Annotated in this window: 24 protein-coding genes and 1 pseudogene; 9 read left to right on the forward strand and 16 right to left on the reverse strand. The window is 40.4% G+C overall.

Features of this window, described 5'->3' with window-relative positions; translation table 11 throughout:
* The first annotated feature begins 62 nt into the window (after positions 1 to 62).
* Positions 63 to 842, forward strand: coding sequence for a response regulator transcription factor (locus FC32_RS02275; RefSeq protein ID WP_025087335.1), 780 nt, complete (start codon positions 63 to 65; stop codon positions 840 to 842).
* Between the two features lie 23 nt (positions 843 to 865).
* Here the strand turns inward: FC32_RS02275 and FC32_RS02280 are convergent, their stop codons facing one another.
* Positions 866 to 1,528, reverse strand: a complete 663-nt coding sequence (locus FC32_RS02280; protein ID WP_025087336.1) for a zinc ribbon domain-containing protein — start codon at positions 1,526 to 1,528, stop codon at positions 866 to 868.
* Positions 1,529 to 1,652: 124 nt separating this feature from the next.
* On the opposite strand from FC32_RS02280, the gene FC32_RS02285 reads away from it, so the two are divergent.
* Entirely contained in the window at positions 1,653 to 3,008 is a 1,356-nt protein-coding gene (locus FC32_RS02285) for a sensor histidine kinase (RefSeq protein WP_025087337.1), read from the forward strand.
* Between the two features lie 171 nt (positions 3,009 to 3,179).
* On the opposite strand, the gene FC32_RS02290 is transcribed toward FC32_RS02285, so the two are convergent.
* The 4 genes from FC32_RS02290 to coaA all read right to left on the reverse strand — a co-directional run bounded on the left by FC32_RS02290 (position 3,180) and on the right by coaA (position 7,808).
* A complete protein-coding gene (locus tag FC32_RS02290) occupies positions 3,180 to 4,175 on the reverse strand; it encodes a zinc-binding dehydrogenase (RefSeq protein WP_025087338.1) in 996 nt (331 codons plus the stop codon).
* A gap of 12 nt (positions 4,176 to 4,187) precedes the next feature.
* The gene (locus FC32_RS02295; RefSeq protein WP_025087339.1) at positions 4,188 to 5,066 is read right to left on the reverse strand and encodes a CPBP family intramembrane glutamic endopeptidase; all 879 of its coding nucleotides are present in this window, start codon (positions 5,064 to 5,066) and stop codon (positions 4,188 to 4,190) included.
* 127 nt (positions 5,067 to 5,193) lie between these two features.
* Positions 5,194 to 6,747 (reverse strand): glutamine-hydrolyzing GMP synthase, encoded by a 1,554-nt coding sequence (gene guaA, locus FC32_RS02300; protein ID WP_025087340.1) that lies wholly within the window; start codon positions 6,745 to 6,747, stop codon positions 5,194 to 5,196.
* A 140-nt stretch (positions 6,748 to 6,887) separates the two neighbouring features.
* The gene (coaA, locus tag FC32_RS02305) at positions 6,888 to 7,808 is read right to left on the reverse strand and encodes a type I pantothenate kinase (protein ID WP_056957238.1); all 921 of its coding nucleotides are present in this window, start codon (positions 7,806 to 7,808) and stop codon (positions 6,888 to 6,890) included.
* Positions 7,809 to 7,898: 90 nt separating this feature from the next.
* On the opposite strand from coaA, the gene FC32_RS02310 reads away from it, so the two are divergent.
* From FC32_RS02310 to FC32_RS02330, 5 genes are all read left to right on the forward strand, one after another.
* Entirely contained in the window at positions 7,899 to 8,462 is a 564-nt protein-coding gene (locus FC32_RS02310; protein WP_025087341.1) for a GDSL-type esterase/lipase family protein, read from the forward strand.
* 168 nt (positions 8,463 to 8,630) lie between these two features.
* Positions 8,631 to 9,017 (forward strand): hypothetical protein, encoded by a 387-nt coding sequence (locus tag FC32_RS02315; RefSeq protein WP_025087342.1) that lies wholly within the window; start codon positions 8,631 to 8,633, stop codon positions 9,015 to 9,017.
* A gap of 503 nt (positions 9,018 to 9,520) precedes the next feature.
* Positions 9,521 to 10,255: an Ig-like domain-containing protein gene (locus tag FC32_RS02320; RefSeq protein ID WP_056957239.1), complete on the forward strand. Its 735-nt coding sequence runs from the start codon at positions 9,521 to 9,523 to the stop codon at positions 10,253 to 10,255.
* A gap of 7 nt (positions 10,256 to 10,262) precedes the next feature.
* Positions 10,263 to 11,228: a G5 domain-containing protein gene (locus FC32_RS02325; protein WP_025087345.1), complete on the forward strand. Its 966-nt coding sequence runs from the start codon at positions 10,263 to 10,265 to the stop codon at positions 11,226 to 11,228.
* Between the two features lie 129 nt (positions 11,229 to 11,357).
* A complete protein-coding gene (locus FC32_RS02330) occupies positions 11,358 to 11,546 on the forward strand; it encodes a DUF6007 family protein (RefSeq protein ID WP_235722541.1) in 189 nt (62 codons plus the stop codon).
* 146 nt (positions 11,547 to 11,692) lie between these two features.
* Here FC32_RS02330 and FC32_RS02335 read toward each other — a convergent pair whose 3' ends face one another.
* A complete protein-coding gene (locus FC32_RS02335) occupies positions 11,693 to 12,805 on the reverse strand; it encodes an MFS transporter (RefSeq protein WP_025087347.1) in 1,113 nt (370 codons plus the stop codon).
* 177 nt (positions 12,806 to 12,982) lie between these two features.
* Positions 12,983 to 15,277 (reverse strand): RNA polymerase recycling motor HelD, encoded by a 2,295-nt coding sequence (gene helD, locus FC32_RS02340; RefSeq protein ID WP_025087348.1) that lies wholly within the window; start codon positions 15,275 to 15,277, stop codon positions 12,983 to 12,985.
* Positions 15,278 to 15,404: 127 nt separating this feature from the next.
* Here helD and FC32_RS02345 point away from each other — a divergent pair, with 127 nt between their 5' ends.
* Both FC32_RS02345 and FC32_RS02350 read left to right on the forward strand, forming a co-directional pair.
* On the forward strand, positions 15,405 to 17,270 hold the full coding sequence (locus FC32_RS02345) for a monovalent cation:proton antiporter family protein (protein ID WP_025087349.1): 1,866 nt from the start codon (positions 15,405 to 15,407) through the stop codon (positions 17,268 to 17,270).
* 351 nt (positions 17,271 to 17,621) lie between these two features.
* Positions 17,622 to 18,293 carry a histidine phosphatase family protein gene (locus FC32_RS02350; protein ID WP_025087350.1) on the forward strand — a complete coding sequence of 224 codons (672 nt, stop codon included), beginning with the start codon at positions 17,622 to 17,624 and terminating at the stop codon, positions 18,291 to 18,293.
* A gap of 29 nt (positions 18,294 to 18,322) precedes the next feature.
* Here the strand turns inward: FC32_RS02350 and FC32_RS02355 are convergent, their stop codons facing one another.
* From FC32_RS02355 to FC32_RS02395, 9 genes and pseudogenes are all read right to left on the reverse strand, one after another.
* Positions 18,323 to 18,574, reverse strand: a complete 252-nt coding sequence (locus FC32_RS02355) for a hypothetical protein (protein WP_056957240.1) — start codon at positions 18,572 to 18,574, stop codon at positions 18,323 to 18,325.
* 138 nt (positions 18,575 to 18,712) lie between these two features.
* Positions 18,713 to 20,126 (reverse strand): annotated as a pseudogene (locus FC32_RS02360) (excinuclease ABC subunit UvrA); the annotation flags it as partial.
* Positions 20,127 to 20,230: 104 nt separating this feature from the next.
* Entirely contained in the window at positions 20,231 to 20,758 is a 528-nt protein-coding gene (locus FC32_RS02365) for an HdeD family acid-resistance protein (protein WP_035459883.1), read from the reverse strand.
* Between the two features lie 84 nt (positions 20,759 to 20,842).
* Positions 20,843 to 22,039 (reverse strand): acetate/propionate family kinase, encoded by a 1,197-nt coding sequence (locus FC32_RS02370; protein ID WP_025087353.1) that lies wholly within the window; start codon positions 22,037 to 22,039, stop codon positions 20,843 to 20,845.
* A gap of 210 nt (positions 22,040 to 22,249) precedes the next feature.
* The gene (locus tag FC32_RS02375; RefSeq protein WP_025087354.1) at positions 22,250 to 22,966 is read right to left on the reverse strand and encodes an L-ribulose-5-phosphate 4-epimerase; all 717 of its coding nucleotides are present in this window, start codon (positions 22,964 to 22,966) and stop codon (positions 22,250 to 22,252) included.
* An 18-nt stretch (positions 22,967 to 22,984) separates the two neighbouring features.
* Positions 22,985 to 23,857, reverse strand: a complete 873-nt coding sequence (locus FC32_RS02380) for an L-ribulose-5-phosphate 3-epimerase (RefSeq protein WP_056957241.1) — start codon at positions 23,855 to 23,857, stop codon at positions 22,985 to 22,987.
* A gap of 15 nt (positions 23,858 to 23,872) precedes the next feature.
* Entirely contained in the window at positions 23,873 to 24,514 is a 642-nt protein-coding gene (locus FC32_RS02385) for a 3-keto-L-gulonate-6-phosphate decarboxylase UlaD (protein ID WP_025087355.1), read from the reverse strand.
* 53 nt (positions 24,515 to 24,567) lie between these two features.
* Positions 24,568 to 24,873 (reverse strand): PTS sugar transporter subunit IIB, encoded by a 306-nt coding sequence (locus tag FC32_RS02390; RefSeq protein WP_025087356.1) that lies wholly within the window; start codon positions 24,871 to 24,873, stop codon positions 24,568 to 24,570.
* Positions 24,874 to 24,917: 44 nt separating this feature from the next.
* Entirely contained in the window at positions 24,918 to 26,402 is a 1,485-nt protein-coding gene (locus tag FC32_RS02395; protein ID WP_025087357.1) for a PTS ascorbate transporter subunit IIC, read from the reverse strand.
* Positions 26,403 to 26,408 lie beyond the last annotated feature (6 nt).

Consider the following 26,408-nt stretch of genomic DNA (forward strand, 5'->3'; position numbering starts at 1 on the left):
TTCAAAAACTGATTTTTAGTGTTTATCATAGGAGATATAATATTGTTATTGGGGATTTTATTATGTTTAACTTTTACATTTTAGATGACGATCGGACCCAGCAAATACTTTTGGAAAAAATACTACGCAAAATCGCGGGCGAATTATCTTTATCGCATATAAATATCGAGGCCTTTTCAAAAACTACAGACTTGGAAAATAATCTCTTGTTGCCTTCTCCCCAAAATATCTATATTTTGGATCTAGAGCTTCAAGGTGATAAATATGCTGGTCTGAAGATCGGTAAATATATTCGTCAAAAAGACCTCTATGCCTCCATTATTTTCCTGACAGTGCACGAGGACTTCTTGAGCGTAACTTACAAATATCGGATCGAGGCCTTGAATTTTATTGCTAAAAGTAATAACGATGAATTATATGACACGTTAAAAACTGATATTGAGCAAGTTATTCAAAAACTAGACAGTTGGTCAGTTTTCAACAAAAACATTCTCTCTCTAAAGATCAATACTGGCATAGTTCGTATTCCTTTAGAGGAGATCTCTTACTTCACAACTTTTAGTAAAGGGGCACATTCTACTGTTTTATTTACTCGGGATAACCGTCAGTACAAGATCAATCTAAAATTAGGTGAGATCGAAAAAAAGTATCCTGGAGTCTTTTTAAAACCACATCGAAGTTATCTTGTCAATCCTTATGCGATCGAGTTGATCAATTACAAAGAACATTACCTTGTTTTAGCAGGGCATGTTCAAACTAAGATCAGCATTGCCCGCGGGCGATATCGCAGCTTCTTAAAAGAATTTGCTAAATATAATATACGATCATTAAAAGAGCTATAGTCGGTTTGTAGACTACAGCTCTTTTAATAACTTATAACGATCCATTTATAGTACTTGATCTTTGGTTTTCCTTTGTAAAAGCAAACTCCATGATCTATTAGAACATCTAAAAAATTGTTACTAGTATCTTTTGAGGATAATATGATCCTATTTCGATCCATAAACTCAATTTTTTTATTTGCAGTATCTATTCTCATCCTCCCCTTTGGACTCTTTAAATATGCCTTTACTATGTTGAGGTTTCGATCTTTGTTACTGATAAAAGCAACCTTTTTTTCCATAATAGATTTGTTTTTCCAATATGTTTTTTTATTGCTGAAATAATTACTAGACTTTCCATCACCACGAATAACATAGTATTGTGTTTGTAATGGGTGTTTTTTCTTATCTAAGTAGATAACTTTGATCTTCTTATAATTTTGCTCAGTATAACTAACAGATGTATATTTTCTTACTCCATAAAATATTCCTATCCCACCAAACAAGACCATCAGGCTACTAAAAATAACGAATACATTTTTAGATTGTAAAAAACTTTTAGGAACTTTCCGAAGATTTTTCAAAAAAGGAGCTTTCTTTTTTGTCAACGAAGCTCCGCAATTACTACACCAATTACTACCTAAAGGGCATAATTTCCCACATTTTGGACAGACTAGACTATACCGATATGGCTGTTTCCTACTCAATTAATATCCTCCAGCTTAAAAATATTTTCAATATTTATCACAACCTATTTGATTTATGGTAAAATCATAAGTGATTTTTAACACTATAGTAACACTTATTGCTTTTAAGGGGGAATATTTTATTATGCCATATTTTGCAATTCCAACATTTATACCTACCCAATATCCATCTTTATGGGCTTGGCTTTCATCCGCAGTACTCTTTAATTTGTGCTATGGATCAATGTTTTTATATGCTTATAGTCGTTTGACTAAAACTCGTATCGCACCGATCTATTACGTGATCGCAGGTATTATCTACGCTTTTGCAATTACTATCATCGGCACAACTTTTGCAATTATTTTAATGACGTTAGTCTTATATTATTTTGTCTTACATAAGCGGACAGATCTGAACATCGTTGCAGCACAGTTCTTTTATACCAATTTTTTATGTAACTGGCTCTATGGATTGATCGGACAGTTCGTTACATTAAGCTATCGCACTATATCGCCTACACCGACTTATTTTGTGTCGTTTTATCAGCTTAGCTTTATCCGATTAGCATGTGCTTTAGTAGTAATACTGTACGTGATCAAACTCACGACAAAATACTTTGAAAGCTATAGTCGCTATGTCGTTACACAAACACCGCTTCTTGCATGGTGCTTTAATATCTCCACTATCGCATCACTATATCTTCTTTATGCGATCAACTATAGAATGCTTTCCGTTTCACTATCGATCTTTTACTTACTCGGTAGCATCCTGCTCATTTGCGGGATCTGGTTTATAAAGCACACAGCAGATTACTATAAATTCAAGACACTCTCGTATAGCACGATGTTTGAATTGACTGAACTACAACAATACACTAGCCAGATCGAAGTTATGTATGACGATATGCGTCGTTTCCGCCATGACTATAAAAATATCTTGTACAGCTTATCTAGTGCTATCGACACAAACGATATCGAACTTGTCAAAAAAGCTTTTGATTCAGTAGTTATTCCGACTCAAAGAAATGTGACAACTTCAACTAGTGTTTTAGCTGATCTGAAAAATCTCCAAAATATCGAGCTTAAAAGTTTGATCTACAATAAAATAATGCAGGCCTTAGACCAAGGACTTACTTTTGAGGTCGAGATCGAACACAAGATCAAATTAGCCGAGGCATTTGATCTCTTAGATGCTGTCCGTTGTATCTCGATCCTTTTAGATAACGCGATCAATGCTACGGTAAATTCTAAAGAAAAAAAGGTCAATTTTTCATTTTTTGATTCTGAAGGGATCCAATACTTGATCATTGGGAATTCAACAAAAGAAGAAATGATCGATCTAAGTACTCTAGCACAACAAGAAAGTAAACTTGGCAGTTCTCATGGGATCGGACTTAAAAATCTCCAAATGATCTTGGCTAGATATCCAAATATCCAAGACAACTGTCGTTCTAATAATTACTGGTTCGAACAAGTGCTCATGATCCCTCTGAAAGCCTAAATTAAAAAAGAAGTATCACTTTGTGAAAACTTATCTCAAAGTGATACTTCTTTTTTATTGTTAATTCAAAATTAGCTAGATCGTATCATCTCACTTCGATAGTCTCATTTAAAGAAAAAAGAGGTAATGCCTGCCACATTACCTCGAAGATACGTTTCATAAATCAATCTTTTATTTTCCCATAGTAACGACGATCTTTCCAAGTGAATCATGCTGATAGAGTTTTTTTAGACCTACGACTAATTTTTCAAACGGCAAAACAGTCGTGATATTCGGGTCGAGCTGCTTTGTTTTAGCTAACTCTAAAAGTTCACGCGCCATTTGTCCTAGATCAGCTTTTTGCGTCGGCGAAGTGCTGCCATGGGCGCCCCCTAAATTCAACGCACTAAGGGAAAGCCCATTTTCAAATAACCATGCTGGATCATCGACCTTAGGTACTTCGACTAAACACACAAGTTCACCATTGTAAGCTAACCGTTCTGTAAGATCAAGCTTAGCTTCTTTACTTCCCACTGTATTTATGATCAGATCGACACCTTGGCCGTTCGTATATTCAAGAACAGCTTTTGTCACGTCTTCTTGCTTATAGTCGATGATCTTTTCTGGATGAAAAGCTTTGACAAAATCTTTTTTAGCGGTCGAAACAGTCGTTAAGACTTCCAAGTGCTTTAATTTGGCTAATTGTAATGCGATCGAACCGACTCCACCGGCCCCAGCATGGATCAAGATCGTCTTTTTTCCTGTCAAATTCAACTTACGAAAGAGCGTCTGATAAGCTGTCATCGCCCCACAAAGAAGAGCAGCTGCTGTCTTGAAAGAAACTTCAGCTGGGATCTTTGCTAAACTATAAGCCGGAAAAATTGCATATTCAGCAAAGGTCCCGTTTTGATGCAGATCATTATGACCAGACACGCGGTCACCCACTTTGAATCCTTGCACATTTTCGCCGACAGCTACCACTGTCCCCGCCGCATCAAGTCCGAAGATATGGGGATAAGTAAAACTTGGCAATGGTCGTTTTATCAATTTATAGTCGACTGGATTCAAACCGATACTTTCAACTTTGACTAATACTTCATCTGCTTGTGGTCGTGGCACAGGCGCCTCGATCAATTCAAGCGCCTCTAGACCATGACTATCTTTTTTAGTTAATGCATAAGCTTTCATTTACTACCGCCTCTAAATTATTTTTTCGATCCGATTAGATTTTTTAGCATAATTTTGCCCTAAGTAATAGGTGAACGCTATCAACAAAATGAACCCGCTGAAAGTCAACAGGCTGGCTTCGATCCCAAAGTTTCCACCATTCAATAGCGGATGAGCCGCCACCGACTGTGAGCCTAAAACAACATTTGTGCCAACGATCCCAGAAACAGGTGTCCCAAATAGGGGACCTTCAGCAAAATTCCACGCGCTGTGAAAAGCACCCGCAAGCCAAAGATCGCCGGCATAGATCCGAAAGAGACTCATCAAGAGCCCAAATAAAGTCAAATTGAGAAAACCTAAAAACGAGAGCCCGCTATTACCTAAGTGCGCCACCGCAAACGCTAAAGCTGAGATCACGATCGCCCCGCTTTGCGAAAGCTCTTTTGTCAGTTTTCCTTGTAGATAACCTCGAAAAATAACTTCTTCGACCATGCCTTGGATCCCAAAACCGACTAAAAACAAGACAAAGAAAAGCCAATTGCTATTTTCCCAAGTAACGGTCACGCGAAAAGCTTTACCTAAGACGGCTACGCCCCAAAGTAAGGCAAAAGTGATCGTCCCTAAGACATAACCTGTCCCATAGCGGATCAAAGCGCCTTTTTTATCAAACGGCATCACCTGCTGCAAGCGCGCTTGAGCGCCTTTGAATTCTTGTCGCAAAACAAACAAGACGAACCCTTCACCCATCAAGCCTAGCGCTAACGCCAACGGTTGATAAAGCGTGATGTGGCTTACATCAAACATCGAGATCAAACTCGTAATGATGATGGCTATTTGGAGCGGAAGCGTTGCGAGCACTAATAGCACCAGCGTTAGTAGAAGAGTCTTCGCCACTATTTTTACCTTATCCATAATGTCACTTCCTTTTTATATATAAAAATTAAAGCATAATCTCGCTTTACCAGCAAACAACATCACTTTGAACCAAAAAAAGAGACCTTTCTGGCTAACCAGAAAAAGTCTCTCTATATCTAGTTCATTATTCCCATTCGATCGTTGCCGGTGGCTTAGACGTGATGTCATAAACTACGCGGTTAACGTGAGCGACTTCGTTTACGATACGCACGGAGATTTCTTGTAAGACATCCCATGGAATCTTGGCAAAGTCAGCTGTCATCCCGTCGATCGAAGTTACGGCACGGATACCTACTGTGTAGTCATAAGTCCGGCCATCACCCATCACACCAACAGAACGGATACCTGGTAATACCGTGAAGTATTGCCAAATTTCTTTATCTAAACCGTGCTTAGCGATCTCTTCGCGCAAGATAAGGTCAGAGTCACGCACGATTTGAAGTTTTTCTTCCGTGATCTCACCGATAACACGGATCCCAAGACCTGGGCCTGGGAATGGTTGACGCCAAACGAGTTCGTGTGGCATCCCTAATTTTTCACCTAATTCACGCACTTCATCTTTGAATAGTGTGTTCAATGGTTCGATCAATTTAAATTGCATGTCTTCTGGCAAACCACCAACGTTATGGTGTGACTTGATCGTTTGGGCTGTATCAGTTCCAGATTCGATCACGTCAGTATAAAGTGTCCCTTGTGCCAAGAAGTCAATGCCCTTAAGCTTAGTTGCTTCATCATCAAAGACGCGGATAAATTCGTTACCGATGATCTTACGTTTCTTTTCAGGATCAGAAACGCCAGCTAATTTATCCATGAAGCGATCTTTGGCGTCAACTTTAATGATGTTTAAGCCAAACTTTCCGCCTAAACTTTCCATAACTTGTTCTGCTTCACCCTTACGCAACAAGCCATGATCAACGAAGATCGAAGTTAATTGGTCACCAATCGCCTTGTGTAATAAGACACCTACAACTGAGGAGTCGACCCCACCAGAAAGACCTAATAAGACTTTGCGGTCACCCACTTGTTCTCTGATCTTAGCGATTTGCATGTCGATAAAGTCATCCATGGACCAGTTATCGCGTGCGCCACAAACATCAAAAGCAAAGTGACGTAAGATGTCATTTCCGTATTCACTGTTGCGTACTTCTGGATGGAATTGTAACGCATAGAATTTCTTGGCTGTGTTAGCCATTGCTGAAATTGGGCAGTTAGCACTTGTAGCTGTTACTTCAAAGCCAGCAGGAACATCTGTAACTAAATCCCCGTGACTCATCCAAACAGTTTGTTCCTTAGGCAAGTTTTCAAACATTACGGCATCGGCATCAGTCACTGTAATTTCTGCTTTACCGTATTCCTTGTTATCAGCAGCTTCAACTTTACCACCGAGTTCTTGTGTCATCAATTGCATCCCGTAACAGATCCCAAGCACAGGAATACCTAAGTTAAAGATCTCAGGATCGACCTTAAATGCCCCTTCATCGTAGACACTGTTTGGACCACCAGAGAAAATGATTCCCTTAGGTGCCATTTGTTTGATCTCTTCAGCTGTGATCTTGTGGGATAATAATTCAGAATAGATCCCAAATTCACGGATCCGGCGTGTGATCAATTGGTTATATTGACTCCCAAAGTCCAATACAATGATCTTGTCAAAAGCCTGCATATCAACATTAGCCAAGATATTCACCTCATCATAAAATTTTTGCATGTGTTACCTTACATTGTACTCATTGAAACTAGCTGGGTCAATCGTTTTTCACGTACATTTTTCATGAAAATAATTAAATTCTACCTAGAAACCGAATATCTGCTAGTGGATTAATACTTACGCAATAACAATTCATTTATGCGATGGTTCTTTCCCTTTACAATGATCAAATCTGCCCGATTGCGTGTCGGTAAAATATAATCATGTAAATTCGGGTGATCGATCTCATCCCAGACCTTAGCTGCCATATCAAATGCTTGCTTGCGATCACCTAAAGCATAAGGATAATAGTAGTTTTTTGGGTCTTTGAAGGCTGTATCTAACAACATGCCAAAACGCTCTAAATACCACTGCTTAATGTCTTCTTCTTTAGCGTCAACGTAAATCGAAAAATCAAAAAAATCACTCACGTAGATCTTTTGTTGGCTCGGCAATTGTAAAACATTGATCCCTTCAACGATCAAAATATCAGGAGAATAGATCTCCTCATACTGATCAGCCACGATATCATAGACTTCGTGTGAATAAACGGGCGCTTTAGCGGGCAAGTTATTTTTCACATCGTTGATGAAATGCACTAAGCGTTCCATATCATAACTTTCAGGAAAGCCCTTGCGACTCATCAACCCCTTCTTTTTTAAAACTGCATTGGGATATAAAAAGCCATCAGTCGTGATCAGTTCAATTTTTTTAGTCGGATAAACTTCACTTAACAGCGTCTTTAACAGGCGCGCGGTCGTACTTTTTCCGACCGCCACTGAGCCAGCGATCCCCAAAATAAAGGGAACTTTGTGTGGTTTGATCCCTAAAAAGTCGGCTTGTTGATCTTGTAATTTTTGGTGCGTGGCCACAAACATTTTTAACAAATGGATCAGTGGCATGTAAACTTCAGACACGTCCGTAGTTGAGATGCGGTCATTTAGCGATTGGATCTTTGAAAGTTCTGTTTGGGTCAATGGCATGATGTGGTCTTGATAAAAGTTGCGCCATTCTTCCCGGGCGATCTTGTAGTAATTAATCTGATTTTCCATGCATTTTATTTCCTTGTATAGCGTTTTCTATTTTATAATAATCAATTATAGCACGGATCTAAAAATTCATTTAGCAAAGGATGCGGGAGTATGACTAAAGTAGTTTTATTTGGGGACAGCTTGACGGCAGGAGTCTTTAACGGCCACCCCACGGGAATTTTTACCCGTCTGTTAGAAGATAAATTCCCTGATGTGCAATTTATCAATCGTGGTCTACCTGGCGACCAAACGCGCAACGCTTGCAAGCGACTACGCAGTGATGTTTTGAGTGAAACACCCGATCTAGTCGTCATTTTCTTTGGAACAAATGACGTTTCTAGCCAAGAAGTCTTTTTGGCTAACTATCACAATAACTTAGCTTATATGCTGACTTCGATCAAGCCTAATAAATGTATCTTGATCACACCTGGGATCTCGGGGCCCACACGCCAAAATCTCCGTCCTTTAGAAAAAATGGAACAATATGCAGAAGAGACTTTGGCAGTAGCACAAGAATTTGAGATCCCAGCTCTTGATTGGTATGATCACTGTAAAGATCAAGCACCAACCAAGCTCTTACAAGCAGACGATCTTCATTATTCAGAAGCTGCCTACCAACAACTAGTCGAGCAACTTGAACCACTTTTAGCAAAAAAGCTCACTAATTTAAACTAATATCGCTTTAAAGAAGCTCGCTGAGAGTAGCTCTAGCTATTTTCTGCGAGTTTTTTGTTTTTATCCAAATCCCCATTTTTATCCAAATCCCCAGTACTTTTAACTTGATATACGTACCATACACGTATAAAGTGTGTAACATGAACGGCTAAGAAAGGACTGTTGGACATGGACAAAATCGTTGTTTTTCCGATCATTATTACCCCAGTACCGCATGAACGCAAATATCCTTATCTAGTAGAGATCCCCGCTTTAGACGGGATGACAGAGGGGCGCGACATTGCTGATGCCATCGAAATGGCACGCGATTACATTGGAATTTATTCACTTTCCGCTGAGTTGCCACCTTCTGAAACGACCCTACCTGCAGTTAAAGCTGATTCACTAGCTACTTTAGTGACTGTGAATATTTCCGCCTATCGTCGCAGGCATGACAAAAAAGTTGTCAAAAAAACGATCACGATCCCTAATTATCTCAACGAACTAGGTAAAGAGCAGCAAGTCAATTTTTCTGAATTGATGACCCAAGCGCTAAAAGAAAAGTTCAATCTTTGATCCAGTAAAAACACCGGCGATATTTTCGCGGTGTTTTTTTGATTATTGTACATTACATCTGACTCATATATTTTGTTAAATGTTACTTATTTTCACTTTTCTTTTCATGAAGCCCTTTTTAGTTTTTCCTTTACGCTTAGGCACTTTAAAAATTATCTTTATTCTAACCAAACCGACCTTACCGCGAAAAACTTCCTAAATCTTAGCTACTAGCAAAAAATATTTTTATAAAAATAACCCTTAATTATTAAAATAAATATTCCGAAAACGTTCACAAAAACAGCGATAAACACTGATGTTGTACGGTTTTTTACAAGTTTTTTTCGGTGAATAAAAGATTAAGATATGTTAAGCTTTTCTTAAACGCTTTCAAAAAAATAAATTTTGCAAATTTTATGTTACACCAAAAAAGGAAGGAATTATCTAACCATGGCTAATAAGGAAAACAATCCACCAAAAGTTTACCGCTATGCGATCCGCAAGACTAGCTTAGGGGGCGGTTCGTGGTCATTGGTGTTTTATTAACGTACTCATTTTTGCAGCCTCATCAAGTCAAAGTCGATCAAGCAACTTCACGCAATCTTTATGCCGGAAAAGTCTTAGCAATCGTTCAAATGACGGGCGAAACTGGTGAAGTCTCGGTTACTGCTAGTGCAGAAAACTTAACTTCAGCAACCGTAACTTTCCCAGTCACAGGAACAGACGAGAACCAACCAACGATCTTAACGAGCTATCTTGCAGCTAAAAATATCTATCTGCTAAAAGATGGTAGCTTACGCCTACCTAAAAAAGTTACCGTGCGTTACAGTGATCAAACGACTGCCACTTTACCACTTAAATTTGACACCGATGCGATCATTAACGCCCTTGCAACCGGAGAATCATTTGTTGCGCAAGGTGAACTAGGCGATACTGGGTTGAAAATCGATTTTCAAGTTTCGGTCATTGATCAGATCGGGGCACTCAAAAATATCAGTTTAGCTACTGAAGTTGGACAAACGCCTAATTTACCGGCAACGATTCAAGCTTACCAAAATGATGGGACCTTGCTTGCGGCTCAATTCCCTGTTACTTGGCAATTGCCCGCACCGGAAGTCTTTAACCAAGTAGGCAACGTTAAAATTGAAGGGATCGCTGATGTTTTAGGTGAAAAATTACCAGTTACGGCCATGGTTCGAATCGCTAAAAAAACGGTGACTTTAGGGCCAAACGTCGCTCCAGTCGCGGTCCATAGATAGTGGATCTTTGACATATCATTTATCCGAAAATACGCAAGATAACTTCTTAACGATCGTCTCAAATGCTTCGGCACAAAAGCCACTTACCGTCTATGCTAGAGTTGCACAAGATGCGACGACGCATGATCAAAATGTCGCTTCAGAATGGATCCAACTTGGAACGTTGACCGAAGGCTTTAGCAGACTGGAAACGCCTTATACGGCAAAACATTTGCTTGACGTGAAATTAACTTGGGAAAAACCAGGGATGGAAGTCTTCGAATTGGCGACCTACTACCGCCCACGGACACTTGAGACTACCTACCAAGAGCTACCGTTTGAAACAGTTACACAAAACGATCCAACCTTAGCCGTTGGTACCACCCAAGTCATCCAAGTAGGTAAAGTTGGTCAAAAAGCAATCACGACCTTAGTTACAGTCTTTGATGACCAAGAACGACGCCAAGTTATTGCCGAAGAAACCGTGGCAGAACCACTCAACGAGATCATTGCAATTGGAACAAAACAGCCAGAAGTAACTCCAAGCGAGCCAGATACTCCGGTTGTTCCTGACACTCCTGTCGTGCCGGATACTCCTGTCGTGCCTGACACACCTACTGTTCCTGATACTTCTCCTGTACCTGACACAACAGATCAACAAGCTCCGACGAATAATTTGGGCAACTCAAATGATACAGCTGAAGATAACAATGCTGATACATCCAAAACAGATACTCAGGTGGATGATAAACAAAACAGCGCTGACATTCAGCCAAACAAGCAGCAAGAACCAGCCCAAACAACTAATCTGTCTCAACAAGTAACACCAACACCTGATACAGTTCAGGCAACAAAATTACCACAAACAACACAAACTAAAGCAACTGCTGACTTACCAGCAACCGGTGAGAAGTCGCATAACTTCTTATTTGTAGGCTTAGCAGCTATCTTCTCTGCTTTAGGTGCATTCTTACCTAAGCGTAAAAAATCTTAGGTCATAAAATGCTTTGGCTCGCTAGCAGCTTGCTAGGTCCAAAGCTTTTTTTGTGCTCAAAATCTTGTTTGAAATTACCTTTCTTTAGTAAAATCAACAGTAGTAAGAACCAAAAAAAGGAGGATTTATATGATGGAAAAATTTGTTGAACATGGTTACCTTGAAATTCTAGGGATCCCCCTTGCGCTTTTTTTGTACTGGTATTTGCCCAATGATAGCTGGTGGCAACTTTTAACTAATAGCGTCATCATTATTTTTGTCTGTTTTGGATTTTATTATTTATTGGATACGTATTTTAAATTTAAGGCTAAAAAATAACATTTACCTAACTAAAAAGACGAGCTTGCGCAAAGTTCGTCTTTTATTTGTCTTAAAAGTTATCCACAAACGCTGTCTCGGCTAAATTTTTATCCACAGAACCAACGTCTGGGGATAATTTTTATGTAATCACAACACTTCCTCGCTCAATCACACTGCTTGCCTTGTTTGGCCAACTTGATACTTGCCAGCAAAACGACCAAACTTGCTGCTAAAAAAATCGTGCCGGCAGGAAGATATTTAAACAAAAAGCCAAATAATCCTAAGCCCACTGGTGAGGCAATGCTAGTGAGTGCATCTGCCGTCGCATTGATCCGCCCTTGACGCTTCAAAGCTACCTTGGTGCGCATGTGCAACATATACGGGGTGTTAGCTAAACAGATCGCATTGCCTAAAAGACACAGCCCGATCGCAAAGACTACACTGATCCACAAACGCTGCTCTCCCAAACAAGCTAACGCTAACAGCGACAATACTAGCGTGATCAAAAAGCCAACTTTAGCCGTATAGCTTCGTGTATCACCGGTGACGCTAAAAACTCCCATTAATGCGCTACCACTGATCATCCCTAAAGCTAAACTCGCCTCAATCCAGCCATAGACTTGGGTGCTTAGGTGTTGTTGCTGTAACAAAACAACTGGTTCACCAATGATCACTGCCGATAATGCTAAATTTGCTAGCACACCAAGTGAAAGTAGCGCTACTAAAATCTTATCTTGCCCAATATATTCCAAGCCACGGCGAAACCCGTGCCAATCTTTTTCATCGTTGCTGGGTACAAAAGTTTCACCAAAGGCAGTAAAACTCAATTTAGCTAATAGTAAAATTACGAACGCTTCTACTAGCATTGCTTGTTGTAAGGTCAACACTGGAAATAAGATCCCGCCTAAGATCGGTGCAACTAACATCATCAACGCTGCCACCAGTTGTTCGCCTGCGATCAACCGCTGATGGTCAGTTTGAGCTACCAAATTAACTGTCGCAGCTTTATAAGCAACCTTTTGAAAATTATCACATAGCGTCAAACAAAAGACTAAGCTACCCGCCAACACTACTTGAAGTAATGGTGCTTTAACTAAGCTAAAGGCGCCATACATGACCAAGACCACTAAGATACTTGCACTTTGCGCCCACAAGACGACACGTTTGCGTGCAGTTCGATCCACGATCGTCCCAACAAACGGGCTACTTACTAGTAGCGCCACGGGACTAAGCAACAAAATCACTGAAAAAGCTAGACTTGAGCCAGTTACTCGCAAAATATAGTTGTAATTTTGATTTCCTCACCATATTAAATTTCCCCTTTTTAATTTTGTGATACCCGATCATACTGCCAACATTAGTGCTTGTCAATTGTTTTCGCTCTTACATCATTCTTTTAAAATTAATGCTTTTATGTAAAAAAATAAGCCACCTCAAATTGAGGCAGCTTCGGGTTAACGTTTGATCAACGTATATAAATTTTTATCCACAGTATCAAAGAGTGGGGATAACTCTTTTGCCGCTAAAATGTCAAGTTGGTGCATTGCCCGCGAACAAATCGTGTAAACTAGTTGGCGTTCACTTTCATCATGGTAATTTTGCTTGTTAGCATTCCACATAATCACTGCATCAAATTCTAGCCCCTTAGCTAAGTATGACGGCACGATCAACGTTCCTGGGACGAGACGTTGATTTTCGGTGCGGATCAAAGTCGTGGCTACACCTTTTTTTTGCAATTGTTCAAATAAAGCTTCACATTCAGCTAAACTCTTGCCAATGATTGCTGTGGTCTTTTTAGCTTTATCATTTTTGGCTAAGATTTCAACAACATCATCGACTAAAGCTGCTTGATCTTGATCCACGATCACCGTTGGCTTAGCGCCGTTACGGGCAAAAGCTGTCACTTTTTCACCGTTGACCAAAACTTCTTTTGTAAAGTCCGTGATTTGTTGGGTCGAACGATAAGAAGTCGTTAATTGGACAACTTTTGTTTTTTCTTTAGGAAACATCGTACTTAATTCGTTTAGCAACGTATGACTGTTTTCTTTGGTAAAGATCGCTTGGTTTAAATCACCGAGCATTGTAAATTTAGCACGCGGAAATTCCGTCTTTAAATATGCCAATTGATAGGCAGTATAATCTTGGATCTCATCGATAAAGACTTGCTTGATCTCGCGGTCGCCTTTTTTGCCAGTGATGCGGTCATACAAGTACAAATATGGCGTCACGTCGGTCAACGATAAGCGCCTTTCTTTTAAGAGCTTGATCGTTTGGTCGATCCCTTGTTCCCATTCTTCTTTAGTGAGATCAAATTCACTTAAATCAAGCAATTCGGGCACACTGCGCAAAAAGTGCACATATTGAGCATTGATGTTTAAGAAACGATTGCGTAAGATCGCCGTTTGGATCTTTTTATAGTCTTGCATAACATATTGGCGCGCTAAGAAATTCAATTCCTTATCGCCATTTTCAAAGTTACGTGGCTCATCCCCGTAAAGCGCATTTAGCTGTTGTTGTGACAAACCTTGGACCGCTTTTTGAACTTCATCGGTTTTAGCAGCTTGACCAACTTTAGAATTCAAGCGCTTGATCAAAGCTTCTTTCGTGGCAAATAGCCGGTTGCCTAAATGATAGTTTTCGTTAAAGCTATAGTAAATATCTCTGATCGCTTTTTTGGAGAAGAACACTTCGCCATCATGCATGATGTTTTTAAAACGCATGCCTTTTTTCTCAAGATAGTTACTATAAGCGGTCGTTGCCTTAAAGAACTTCAAGCTATCTTTTAATGCCTTGATCTTTTTATTGATCCCACTATTTTCTTCTTCAAAACGTTCCTGTAAAGTTTCCACTCGTAATTTTGGTAAACGCCGATTCGTGAATTGTGGGTAAGTCATTTGGACCATGTTTTGTTCGCCTAATTCAGGCAACACTTGATCGATATAGTCGTTAAACAATTGGTTAGGTGAAAATAAAACTACTTGTCCCGAATTCAATTTACCACGGTAACGATATAGTAAAAAGGCAACCCGTTGTAACACCGCCGAAGTTTTCCCCGAACCAGCTGCACCTTGGACAAAGAGCAATTCTGAATCAGTGTCACGAATGATCTTATTTTGTTCTTTTTGAATCGTGGTCACGATACTTTTCATCTTCGTATCGGAACCTTCATCCAAAACTTCTAGGAGCATTTGATCGCCCACCGTTTCATCGGTATCAAACAAAGTCACGATCTGACCGTCTTCGACCATGAATTGGCGCTTTAATTCCAACTCAACTTCGCGTTCACCGACAGGAGTGTTGTATTTGACCTTACCTAAACCACCATCGTAGTAAACGCTAGAGATCGGGGCACGCCAGTCATAAACTAAGAATTTATCTTTTTCATCGGAAAATGAAGCTAGTCCAATGTAGATCTTTTCTTGTTTTTCGCCTTGTTCTTTAATGTCGACCCTGGCAAAATATGGCTTTTTCTCCATTTTTTCTAACACGTCTAAGCGCTTAGCAGCTTGCGTGCGGTTGTTTTCTCGTTCCGCCAATTGTTGTTGTTGTTGGCGCACCGTCAAGGCTGTTTCCATCATTCCTGAGTAAGTCCCGGTCTTGATGCGGAGATTGTTTTTGAAATCATCTTGGATCGCTTTAGTATCACTCTTTGCTGTCGCAATATTTTTTTGGGCTTTTTTTTCGGCTTGTTTGATCTGTGATACCACGTGATCCATGCGTTTTTGTTCTGTTTGTTTGATGCTTTCCATCTTTTTTCCTCCGCTCACATGAATTTTCGGTATTCTATTGTAGCACAATTTTTTTACTTCTCACAAACTATACGAACTTTAGTTTCTTGTGTATAATAGACTGCAATATTTCACAAGGAGTGGTTAAATGACAATTCCTATTTTGATCGTCACTTTTTTCGCGTTTCTAACGCCGATGGTCTTGACCCGCTTTAAGATCGGTCTGTTACCTACAGCGGTCGCCGAAGTTTTGATCGGGATCATTATTGGAAAAAGTGGCTTTGGTCTCGTTCAAACCGGCGGGACTCTTTCGTTTCTTTCAAACTATGGTGTGATCTTTTTACTTTTCTTAAGTGGGATGGAGATCGATTTCTCCTTATTCAAGAAAAATAATGGTCCGCTCACACCTTTAGCCCGTAAAAAGGCCGCCAATGCGTCGTCAACTTCCCCTGTTCAAGTGGCCGTCACAGCCTATGGTGGAAGTTTATTGATGGCACTATTGTTGGCATTTTTATTTAAGTATCTCGGGCTTTTTAGCAATATCGCCCTCGCAACGATCTTGTTTTCGACCATTGCATTAGGGGTCGTAATTGCTGTTTTAAAGGAAAATGAGCTGTTAAATAAGCCTTTAGGGCAAACCTTACTTTTGATCGCTGTTTTAGGTGAAGTGGTACCATTACTTTGCTTAACAGTCTACAGTTCATTTGTTTCTGGCAAAGGTGAAAGTTCTTGGCTCGTCTTTTTGATCTTTATTGCTGGTGCCATCATCTTTCGGCGGTTCCGCAGTTTCTTTACTTCGCTTGATCAGATCAATAAATCAACGACCCAAGTTGATATTCGCTTATCACTTTTGATCATCACCGCTTTGGTTGTCTTAGCTGAAACGGTTGGCGCTGAAGATATTTTAGGTGCCTTTGTTGCCGGGATCGTGATCAAATTATTACAACCAGCGCAAGGTACGAAAGAAAAATTAGATGCCTTAGGTTATGGGGTCTTTATTCCCTTTTTCTTCATCATGACTGGTGCTAAGATCGATATTCCATCTCTTCTTGGTTCGCCTAAGACCTTGTTGTTGATCCCATTGTTCTTTATTGCTTATGTTTTAGCAAAAGTTCCCACTTACTTTGGTTTACGCCAACGTTTCAAGCGCATCAATGCCTTAGCAGGCGCTATGCTTTCACAAACTACGATCACCTTAGTTTTGGCAACCTTGACCGTTGCGCAAAATTTAAATGTGGTCACAAACGAACAATCCGGTGCCTTTATTTTGGCCGCCGTTTTAAGCTGTATTCTCGGGCCATTAGCCTTTAATAAGCTAAACAAACCTGAACCAGAAGATCTACAAAAGAGCACGATCCACTTTATTGGTACTAACTTAGTTACGATCAATACTGCCGAACAATTAGACGACGATTGGTATGATATTCAAATGTATACCGACTGGGAGAAAAACTATCAGACCTTTAATTACCGCTCCAATATTCATCTGTTAGATAATTTAGATCCTAAATATTTGATCGAGCACCAAATTTTTGACACCGATATTTTAGTTCTAGGTCATTCCCAAGTTGAAGTTAATTATGAATTAGCATTGGCGGCTAAAAAATATGGGGTCGAACGCGTGATCACGCGGATCCAAAACAGTGATCCTTCCAGCATGTCGGAAATGGATAAAAAATTATCCGATGCTGGGGTCGAATTTTTCACTTCCTTTGCCACGACGGTCGGCATGATGCGGGCGATCATCGAATCACCATCAACCTTAGATCTGATCACTGGCGATTCTCGTCTTTACGAAGTTGTTGTGCTCAATTCTAAATTTGCTGGCCTTGAATTACGGAAGTTACCGTTCATTAAAGAGATCACCGTTAGTCGGATCTTTAGACATCATAAGGCGATTCCGGTTAACGGAAATACGCAGATCCAATTAGGCGATCACATTCTATTTTCAGCTAATAAAGACATTGTCAGTGACATTCGTCAAAAAATCAGTAAGTTAAACGAATATAGGTAATTGCCACACTAAAACTTCATTCACGAAATTTTATAAGTCAAAAAACTTTGCGAATTGACCGTTCACAGGTACAATTAAATCAGGAACCAACTGACAGAGTTTTAAAATAAGACTTAATCTGGTATTAGATGAGATGATTTTGCATGTTCTAAGTAGCTTTATCCCCTTTACCCCTAAAAATAAAGTTATGCTTGAACATTGGTCAATATTCCCCCTAATTATTTCCATCGATAACGACCGGTTCGTTTTATTTTTTAACTCACTTCATAACACAAAGCGCTCTGCTGATCACCAGCAGAGCGCTTTCATGTTATAATCAGAAGTGATAAAAAGTTTTTAGGGGGCTTTCTTATGGCATACTCGATCTACCTTGTCCGCCACGGACAAACTTATCTCAACCGTTACAATAAGATCCAAGGTTGGTGTGATTCACCTTTGACACCTAAAGGCATTGAAGACGGGCATGAAGCAGGCAAAAGACTTGCGCATTTAAATTTTGCCCACGCCTTTCACAGTGACACAACGCGCGCTACTCGCACCTGTAAGTATATTTTAGACGAAAATGTGGCTAGTTCGGCTGACTTAACACCCCAAGCCTTACCAAGTTTTCGCGAACAAAACTTTGGCTATTTTGAAGGCAGTGACACCAGTCAAGCTTGGCTGATGATCGGCGCTGACCATGGATGTCGCACCTTTAATGACATCATCACCAAATATTCGATCGAACAAGCACGTGACTTTACTAAAGTAGCTGACCCGTTCCATGACGCTGAAAACAACGAAGAATATTGGCAGCGGCTCAACCAAGGTTTTGCTTACTTAGACCAGATTGCTAACGATGGCGACAAGATCTTGCTTGTTGCCCATGCAACTTTGATCAGAAGCATCACCCATCACTTTGCCCCTGAGATCGATATTACGGTCAGTCCTAAAAATGGCTCAGCGACCCGCCTTGATGTTGACAACAACGGCAAGATCACCGTGGCTTACTTTAATCGTTACCAAGATAATGCTGAATATTAACCAAAAAAGCAGTCAACTGGGCTGCTTTTTTAATGCTCGGAAAATTTTAGAGGCATTCTCTTTAGGACTCCGTTTGTAAGAGCCATCATCCCTAACGTCAAAAAAGCAGCAACTAATAGTAGAACTAATTCAAATTTTCCAAAGGCCACGGTTCTAATTGCTCTTAGTTGGTATGTCAGGGGATTTATCACCACTAAAAATTTTACTAGCCACGGTAATTTATCCGAAAAAACGTACAATGCTGGCGTCGCAAAAGAAACTGGCGTAAAAACTAGCGTCATGATGACATCTCTTTTTTCGTAAGTTGAAATTCGTGTACTCAATCTGATAGTTATTCAAAACGAGCACAATACTCAGCCAAATCTTTTGCGGTCAAACTAGCAGGCGTTTTAGCCGTTAAGATTTCGGCTAAGGAACCGGACGATCTGGCCCCCATTTTTACCTGAACCCGGACCGATCTCAATGATCCAATCGGCAGCTTTAATGATGTCAACGTTATGGTCAACCACGACTAAGGAATTTCCTTGCGCCACCAGTTTTGCAAAAACATTTAACAAGCCCTTGATGTTATCTGGGTGAAGCCCGATCGAAGGTTCATCTAAAACATACAAAACGCCCGTAGTTTCGGTGCGTAATGTCCGCGCCAACTGGATCCGTTGCAATTCCCCTGTCGATAACGTATTTCCTGCCCGAGCTAGCGTTAAATAATCCAAATCTAGCTCTAATAGTGGCTTTAACTCATCATCAAAATCGTCAAAGATCGTCTGCGCCATCGGCAACATTTCTTGCGGTAAACCAGCTAAAACTTGTTGTTTATAGGCTGACAATTCGGCTAAGGTCAATTCTGTTACCTGCGCTAAGTTTTTGCCTCCAGCCACTTGTTTTAACAACTCCGGGCGTAAGCGTGTCCCGTGACAAGTCGGACACGTTGAATAATGGAAAAATTCACTGATCTTTCTTTGAGCACGCTCACTTTTACTTGTTTTAGCCGATTCTAACACAGCTTCATGGGCATTTTCGTACAGAACATTGAAATCATGAAAAACTCGGCCTGTCCCCGAGTGCAGATCCATTTTATATTTCTTCTTGGGACCATGTAAGACAAATTCTTTTTCCTTGGCCGTCAATTCTTTATAGGGAACATCGGCTCTGATCCCCGCTTGTTCGGCAACTTTAGGCATAAAGTTTCGCCCGGGTAGCCGCCAGGAAGCGATCGCCCCGTCATTTAACGATAAATTTTCATCAGCAATCAATTTATTTTCATCTAACTGGCGCACTTCACCCGTTCCTTGACAAGTTTCACAGGCACCTTGGGAATTAAAGGCAAAATCTTCGGCACTAAACGCATAAAATTCTACTCCACAAGTCGGACACGTTACTTTCCCTAATTCGTCATCGCTTTTGCTCATTGCTTGGGCGATCTTTAAGCTTGGCTCTAATTGGTGCCCATTAGGACAAAGTGGACGACCCAAGCGTGAAAAGACTAAGCGTAAGACATTTAATAACTCACTCATCGTCCCCACCGTAGCTCTTTGCGACGGAATCGTCGGGCGTTGACGTAAAGCCAAAGCCGAGGGAATATGTTTAACACTTTCCACCTGTGCTTTATTTCCCAACTTGATTCAGCGTCTAGTGTACGTTGATAAAGCTTCCAGATAACGACGTGAACCTTCTTCATATAAGATCCCCATTTGCTAAGGAACTTTTTCCTGAACCAGAACCCTCTGAGATCGCAACAAAGCTGTTCAACGGAATCTCAACGTCAATGTTTTTTAGGTTGTGGACTTTAGCACCTTTGATCTCAACTTTAGTTGGAAGTTTTGACTGTTTCATCTATTTTCCCCCATTTATTGTTTAGCCTTATTTTACCAAATTACGCCAAAATAAAAACGGACCTGGCATAAACCAGATCCGTTTTAAAATATATAATCTATGTTTTAGAATGCTTGCACGATCTTGATGATCCCGACTAAAACTAAGTAGAATGCAAGTAACAAAACAAGGGTTGAAGCTGCGATCAATGGATTAAACAATAACACGATCCCGATCAAAAGTGCAAAAATGTTCAAGATAACTACTGCGATGTAGTAGCCACGATTCATTTGCTTGAAGTAGCTTGCTGTAGAAATTTCAGCGATCGAATCAAAGATGAACCAGAACGCAAAAATGTAGGCTACAACAACTGCTGCGGCGATCGTTGCTGCTTTAAAGATGAAGAGTAGACCTAAGATAATGTCAACGATCCCCATAAATAAAAGCCAACCGGAGTTTTCACCGAATAAATTGCTAATACCTTTACGGAACCATAGTTCATAAAGACCTTTAAGTAAAGCTGCGATCCCAATGCAGATCGAAACGAACTCTAAAGTTCTATCAGGGTTCATGTAAGCCGCTACCCCAGCAATGACTAACACGATCCCAACTACTAAACTAAACCAGTCAAAGCTGCGTTTTGTTTTTTCCATAATTGAAAACCACCTTAATAAATAAAGATTTATATTCAATTATTGACTATAGCACTAAAATTTACTATTGTCACCAAAAAGCCCTTATTTTGTTAACAAACTCCACACATGTTGCGCGATCATATACTCTTCATCGGTTGGGATCCGCATGACAGTCACACTGGAATCTGGTCCGGAAATGATCGTCTTTGCGCCGCGTTTTTTATTTTCGGTCTCGTTGATCGTTACGCCTAAGTAAGCTAATTTTTTCATGATCTCTTCACTTGTTTCTGGTGAGTTTTCACCGATCCCACCAGTAAAGACGATGCCATCAACACCACCCATTTCAGTGATGTATTGGCCAACGTAACGTAAAATACTGTTATAAAAGAGTTTGATCGCAAGGATCGCCCGTTTATTTCCTTGTTCAGCTGCTTCTTCAACATCGCGCATATCGGCTGAAACCCCAGAAACACCTAGGAAACCGGACTTTTCATTTAAGAGATAGACCATATCAGACATCGATTTGACGTTTAGCTTTTTCATAATGTAGTTAGCTAAAGAAATGTCTACGTCACCTGCACGTGTTGCCATTTGGATCCCACTTAACGGGGTAAAGCCCATTGACGTATCAAATGATCTACCATTTTTTACCGCTGTGATCGAAGCACCGGCCCCTAAATGACAAGTGATCAATTTAAGCTCTTCTAGCGGGCGTCCCATCATTTCAGCAGCTTGATGTGCAACGTATTCGTGGCTGATCCCGTGTGCCCCATAGCGGCGAACACCGTATTTTTGGTACCATTCGTAAGGCGTACTATACATGTAATTTTCTTCTGGAAGTGTTTGATGAAACGCCGTATCAAAAACTGCTACTGATAAGGCATTTGGCAAATATTTCCGGAAGGCCTTGATTCCGTTTAAGTTAGCTGGATTATGCAACGGAGCTAATTCTGCCAATTTTTTGATCTTGTCGATCACTTGGCTATCAACGACAACTGGACCAGTGAAATATTCACCCCCCGCTACGACACGGTAACCTACCCCTTTGATCTCATTTAAGTCATCAACTAACTTCAATTGCTTGAGAACTTTTAATAATAATTCGATCCCTTGCAAGTGGTTGGTGATCTCATGTTTTAATTCATATTTTTCATTATCACCATACTTAACTTTGATTTGCGAACCGGGGATCCCGATCCGTTCAATGATCCCACTCGCCAAAGTTTGATGGTTTTCGTTATTGAACAGCTTAAATTTTAAACTTGAGCTGCCGGAGTTGATAATCATTATTTTTTCCATAATATTTTCGCCTCACTCTTAAAACGTTTATCTAAGTTTATTATATTATTTCCATTTTATCCATTCAATTTAGAAATCTAAGCGCTTACACATTTATGGTTATCATTCGGAAAAACTAATAATAATCAACGATTGCACGTTTTTTAAATTTTTTTATAAAATCTTACTTTTATCTAAAAAAAGGCCCGTTGACTAACAGGCCTTTTTGCATCAATGTGACTTAGATTTAGGATTATTTTGGCCGTAATAAGCATTTTCACCGTGTTTACGATAGTAATGCTTATCTAACAAGTATTGCGGAACTCTTTCTTGGTCAGGATTCAACTGCAAGGTGTGATAAGCCATTTCCGCACTGACTTCTAACACTTTTGCATTATAAACTGCCTTACTTGCACTTTCACCCCAAGTAAACGGCCCATGTTGCCGGACTAAAACGGCTGGAACTGCCATCGGATCAAGCCCTGCTTTTTCAAAGGTCTCAACGATAACCTTTCCTGTATTTGCCTCATATGCTTCCGTGATCTCTGCTTCACTCAAAGCACGTGCCACCGGAACATCTCCATAAAAGGTATCCGCATGGGTCGTACCCAAAGCAGCGACACTTTTACCAGCTTGTGAAAATGAAACTGCCCAAGGTGAATGAGTGTGCACGATCCCACCAACATCTTTAAAATGACGGTATAAATATGCATGCGTTGGTGTATCACTGGATGGGTTCATCGTTCCTTCGACCACGTTACCATCAAGGTCACACACGACCATGTCTTCAGGTGTCAATTCTTCGTAATCAACGCCCGATGGTTTGATCACAAAGAGTCCTTTTTCACGATCAATTTGCGAAACATTGCCCCAAGTAAAATTGACTAAGTCTAATTCTGGGAGACGCATGTTTTGCTCATATACTTCCTTTTTTAATTCGCTTAGCATCTATTTTCCTACTTTCTTTTAAATGACTGGGCGTTGCTTGATTTCAAGTTCAGCAAAGATATCATCGAAAAACTGCTTAGCTTGGGCTGTTTCTTGACAAGGATCACCTGAGGTTTCTTGAGACCATAATTCGATCGTATAGGTACCTGAATAGCCTAAGCGTTTGAGTGTTTTTAACAACCCCTTAAAATCAACACAACCACTACCAAAGGCGACATTTTTAAATTTCCCCTTAGATGTCTCGGTGACTGGAAGTGTATCTTTTAAATGGATCGCAGCGATCAAGTCAACGTGATCTTCCAGATCTTTTGGCACTGCATCCCCTGACCAAGCCGATAAATTACCTAAATCAGGATATGCTTGTAACCATGGACTCTTGATCTGCTTTTTAAATTGCGCAATATCGGTTAAAGTGTTGATAAATGGATCATCCATCGTTTCGATCGCCAAAGTGATCTGGGCAGCAGCAGCGATCTCAACACATTTGCGTAAGTTTTCAACATAGTATTCGCGCGTCAAAGCCGATTTTTCTTCGTAAAAAACATCATAGCCTGCCATTTGGATATTTCTGATCCCTAATTTTCCTGCTAAGATCACCGCTTTTTGGAAAATTTCCAGTGATTTTTGGCGGATCTTAGGATCAAGTGAACCTAACGGATAACGGCGATGCCCACTTAGCATCATCGTGTATAATGGGATCCCTGTAGTCACGATCGCTTGTCTAACTTCGGCGATCTTTTCTTCGCTCCAGTCAAGGCGACTTAACCGCTCATCACTTTCGTCGATCGAAAATTCAACAAAGTTAAACCCAAGTTCTTTGGCACATAATAACCGCTTTTCCCAGGAAATATCTCGTGGTAGTGCTTTTTCATAGATTCCAAGTGAGATCATTTAGGCACACCTCCGTTATTCACCCCAAATGCGCTTGATTTCGGCTTGGAAATCATTAGCTGCTTGTAATGGGTCTGGTGCTTGAGTGATCGCACGACCAGCGATAAAGGTAAAGACATCAATACCTTCAAATAGTTTAAGGGTATCAACACTTAAACCACCTGTTACCGACACTCTAAAGCCCATATCGACTAATTTTTTAACCTTCTCAAGATCTTTTTGTCCCCATGTTTCGCCGGCTAACAAGGCATCACGACTTTGGTGATAGATTGCTTGTGAGATCCCGGCATCTAACCATTGTTGGGCTTGTTCATAAGTCCAGTCACCGTAAAGCTCAACTTGGATCTCAGAAACTTCTTTGGCTGCAGCTTCCATCGTTGGGATCGTCGCAGAACAGATACATGTCATCCAGTCAGCGCCAGCGTCAGCACAGTTTTTAGCCACTGTTCCCCCAGCATCGGCACATTTAGTATCGGCAACGATGATTTTATCAGGATATAAAGCCCGGAAACTCTTAACGACATCTTGACCACCTTGTAAGATCAAAATCGTTCCTGCTTCAATAATATCAACTGCATCCCCCACATTTTTCAAGTCGGCTAAAGCACTTGGTAAGTCGTTATAATCACATGCGATTTGTAAGTTTGGTTTTGCCATTTAAATTCTCCCTTTCTTTAAAAAGAGGCTACCTAGAGCCTCTTTTTCCCTTTTTATTTGTTTAAGAAACGTTCTGGAAGTGATGATTTTTCAGTTGCTTCCGCAATTTCTTTAGCTGACATTGGATTTTTGATCCCAATAACTTCAACGCCACGAGCTGCAGCATCTTTAAACATATCAGTAAATGTTGTTGGGGTGTACACTACGTCATAGTTACGCGCTGTGTTTTTACCTTCTGAAATTGAGCAGTGATGAATATTGGTAATTTCAAAGCCTAAACCTTCTAAAGCCTTTTGCGCTGTACGCATCATCATCAAACTTGTACCTGAACCATTTGCACATGAAACTAAAACTCTCATTTTAAATACCTCCAAATTTTGTGTGTTATAAGTGTCTTTGTCTACTAAGCTTGCCCTGCTTTTTGTTCTTGCAATTCAAGCCATTTATCATAATCTTCAGCCTTCAAGAAGTAACCTTCTGGATCGGCACGATATTGTAATTGTGGAATGATCACTAAGATCAAGACTACTAAACCAATTCCGACATAACCTGCATATTTCATCAAGACGGTGAAGAATGGCCAAACTGTTGCCCAGTCAAACATTCCGATGTAACCACCGTACTGTGCTAAACCGATCCAAGTTGCGATCAAAGCTGAACCCAAGACTTGGATGATCCCGGAAATAAATGGGAAGAGCACAGCTGCCTTGATCCCGCCACGGTTGTTGGCATAAACCGCAATCGCAGCGTTGTCAAAGAAGAGTGGGATAAAGCCGGCAACAACGATCGTAGGTGATTTTAAGACGATCAATAAGACGATCATCAAGAACTGACCTAATGAGCCCATCAAGAACCCGATCGTAACTGCATTTGGCGAACCAAACGCAAATGTTGCTGCAATATCGATTCCTGGAACTGCCCCAGGAAGTAAAGTATTTGAAATACCTTGGAAAGATTCAGTCAACTCGGCCACGAAAGTCCGGACCCCAAGTTGTAAGATCGCTAAGTACACCGCAAACATTAAGGATGTTTCGAGGATATAGAAGACAAAACTTTGACCTTCTTCCATGAACTTAGCTTGGATGAGATAATCTGGTCCTAAAACAACTAAGATGATTCCAAAGAAGAAGAGCATCAAGATCGAAGTTGCCACCATGTTGTCATTAAACATGGACAAGAAACCAGGTAATTCGATATCTTCTAAGCGCTTATTTGATTTCTTGCTCTTAAAGCGTTCAGCTAAGCGTGCGAAGATATAGATCCCAAACATCTGTTGGTGAGCGATCGCAAAACTAGCACCTTCTGTTAAGTCTTGCGTGATCCCAACAGTCAAGTTGGAACCAACTGCCCAGTATAACCCTAAGATGACACCCATGATAAATAGGATCGGTAAACGTCCCATATCTGGGAAACAGAATAAGAGTAACCAAAATGCAGTTGCTGCTTGTTGAACTTGCACGTTACCGGTAGTAAATACTGCCCGTAACTTTGTATATTTCTTGAAACGAACGAGTAAAATGTTAAAAATAAATGCGATCAATAAGAGAAGCATTGTGTCCCCAAAAGTACGACCAAATGTTTTTTCGATCCCCGCAGTTACCGCGTTTTGTCCAAAATATGGATCGGTAACCATCGCACTTAAGTGAAATCTTTCTTTTAGTCCGACTAAGATCGGTCTAAAACTTGTAACTAATCCGACCGAACCAACGTTTAAGATCAAGTAACCTACCGTTGCTTTTAAAAAACCTGAAATACATTCATATAGCGGTTTTTTCAAAAGTAAGTAACCGATCAAAACGATAAACCCGATCAAAAAGGCTGGCTGCGTCAAGATGTTTTGGGCAAAATAATCCCAAATACCCATCAAGATGTTGAGTATCGCCTCCATGGCTTT

The sequence above is a fragment of the Ligilactobacillus apodemi DSM 16634 = JCM 16172 genome (genome assembly GCF_001434405.1).
Classification (GTDB): Bacteria; Bacillota; Bacilli; order Lactobacillales; family Lactobacillaceae; genus Ligilactobacillus; species Ligilactobacillus apodemi.

Bases quoted from the DNA above. Each gene is read 5' to 3' on its own strand.
- FC32_RS02275 (WP_025087335.1), top strand. From the start codon at position 63: ATGTTTAACTTTTACATTTTAGATGACGATCGGACCCAGCAAATACTT.
- FC32_RS02285 (WP_025087337.1), top strand. From the start codon at position 1,653: ATGCCATATTTTGCAATTCCAACATTTATACCTACCCAATATCCATCT.
- FC32_RS02290 (WP_025087338.1), bottom strand. From the start codon at position 4,175: ATGAAAGCTTATGCATTAACTAAAAAAGATAGTCATGGTCTAGAGGCG.
- FC32_RS02295 (WP_025087339.1), bottom strand. From the start codon at position 5,066: ATGGATAAGGTAAAAATAGTGGCGAAGACTCTTCTACTAACGCTGGTG.
- coaA (WP_056957238.1), bottom strand. From the start codon at position 7,808: ATGGAAAATCAGATTAATTACTACAAGATCGCCCGGGAAGAATGGCGC.
- FC32_RS02310 (WP_025087341.1), top strand. From the start codon at position 7,899: ATGACTAAAGTAGTTTTATTTGGGGACAGCTTGACGGCAGGAGTCTTT.
- FC32_RS02315 (WP_025087342.1), top strand. From the start codon at position 8,631: ATGGACAAAATCGTTGTTTTTCCGATCATTATTACCCCAGTACCGCAT.
- FC32_RS02330 (WP_235722541.1), top strand. From the start codon at position 11,358: ATGATGGAAAAATTTGTTGAACATGGTTACCTTGAAATTCTAGGGATC.
- helD (WP_025087348.1), bottom strand. From the start codon at position 15,277: ATGGAAAGCATCAAACAAACAGAACAAAAACGCATGGATCACGTGGTA.
- FC32_RS02345 (WP_025087349.1), top strand. From the start codon at position 15,405: ATGACAATTCCTATTTTGATCGTCACTTTTTTCGCGTTTCTAACGCCG.
- FC32_RS02350 (WP_025087350.1), top strand. From the start codon at position 17,622: ATGGCATACTCGATCTACCTTGTCCGCCACGGACAAACTTATCTCAAC.
- FC32_RS02355 (WP_056957240.1), bottom strand. From the start codon at position 18,574: ATGACGCTAGTTTTTACGCCAGTTTCTTTTGCGACGCCAGCATTGTAC.
- FC32_RS02365 (WP_035459883.1), bottom strand. From the start codon at position 20,758: ATGGAAAAAACAAAACGCAGCTTTGACTGGTTTAGTTTAGTAGTTGGG.
- FC32_RS02370 (WP_025087353.1), bottom strand. From the start codon at position 22,039: ATGGAAAAAATAATGATTATCAACTCCGGCAGCTCAAGTTTAAAATTT.
- FC32_RS02375 (WP_025087354.1), bottom strand. From the start codon at position 22,966: ATGCTAAGCGAATTAAAAAAGGAAGTATATGAGCAAAACATGCGTCTC.
- FC32_RS02380 (WP_056957241.1), bottom strand. From the start codon at position 23,857: ATGATCTCACTTGGAATCTATGAAAAAGCACTACCACGAGATATTTCC.
- FC32_RS02385 (WP_025087355.1), bottom strand. From the start codon at position 24,514: ATGGCAAAACCAAACTTACAAATCGCATGTGATTATAACGACTTACCA.
- FC32_RS02390 (WP_025087356.1), bottom strand. From the start codon at position 24,873: ATGAGAGTTTTAGTTTCATGTGCAAATGGTTCAGGTACAAGTTTGATG.
- FC32_RS02395 (WP_025087357.1), bottom strand. From the start codon at position 26,402: ATGGAGGCGATACTCAACATCTTGATGGGTATTTGGGATTATTTTGCC.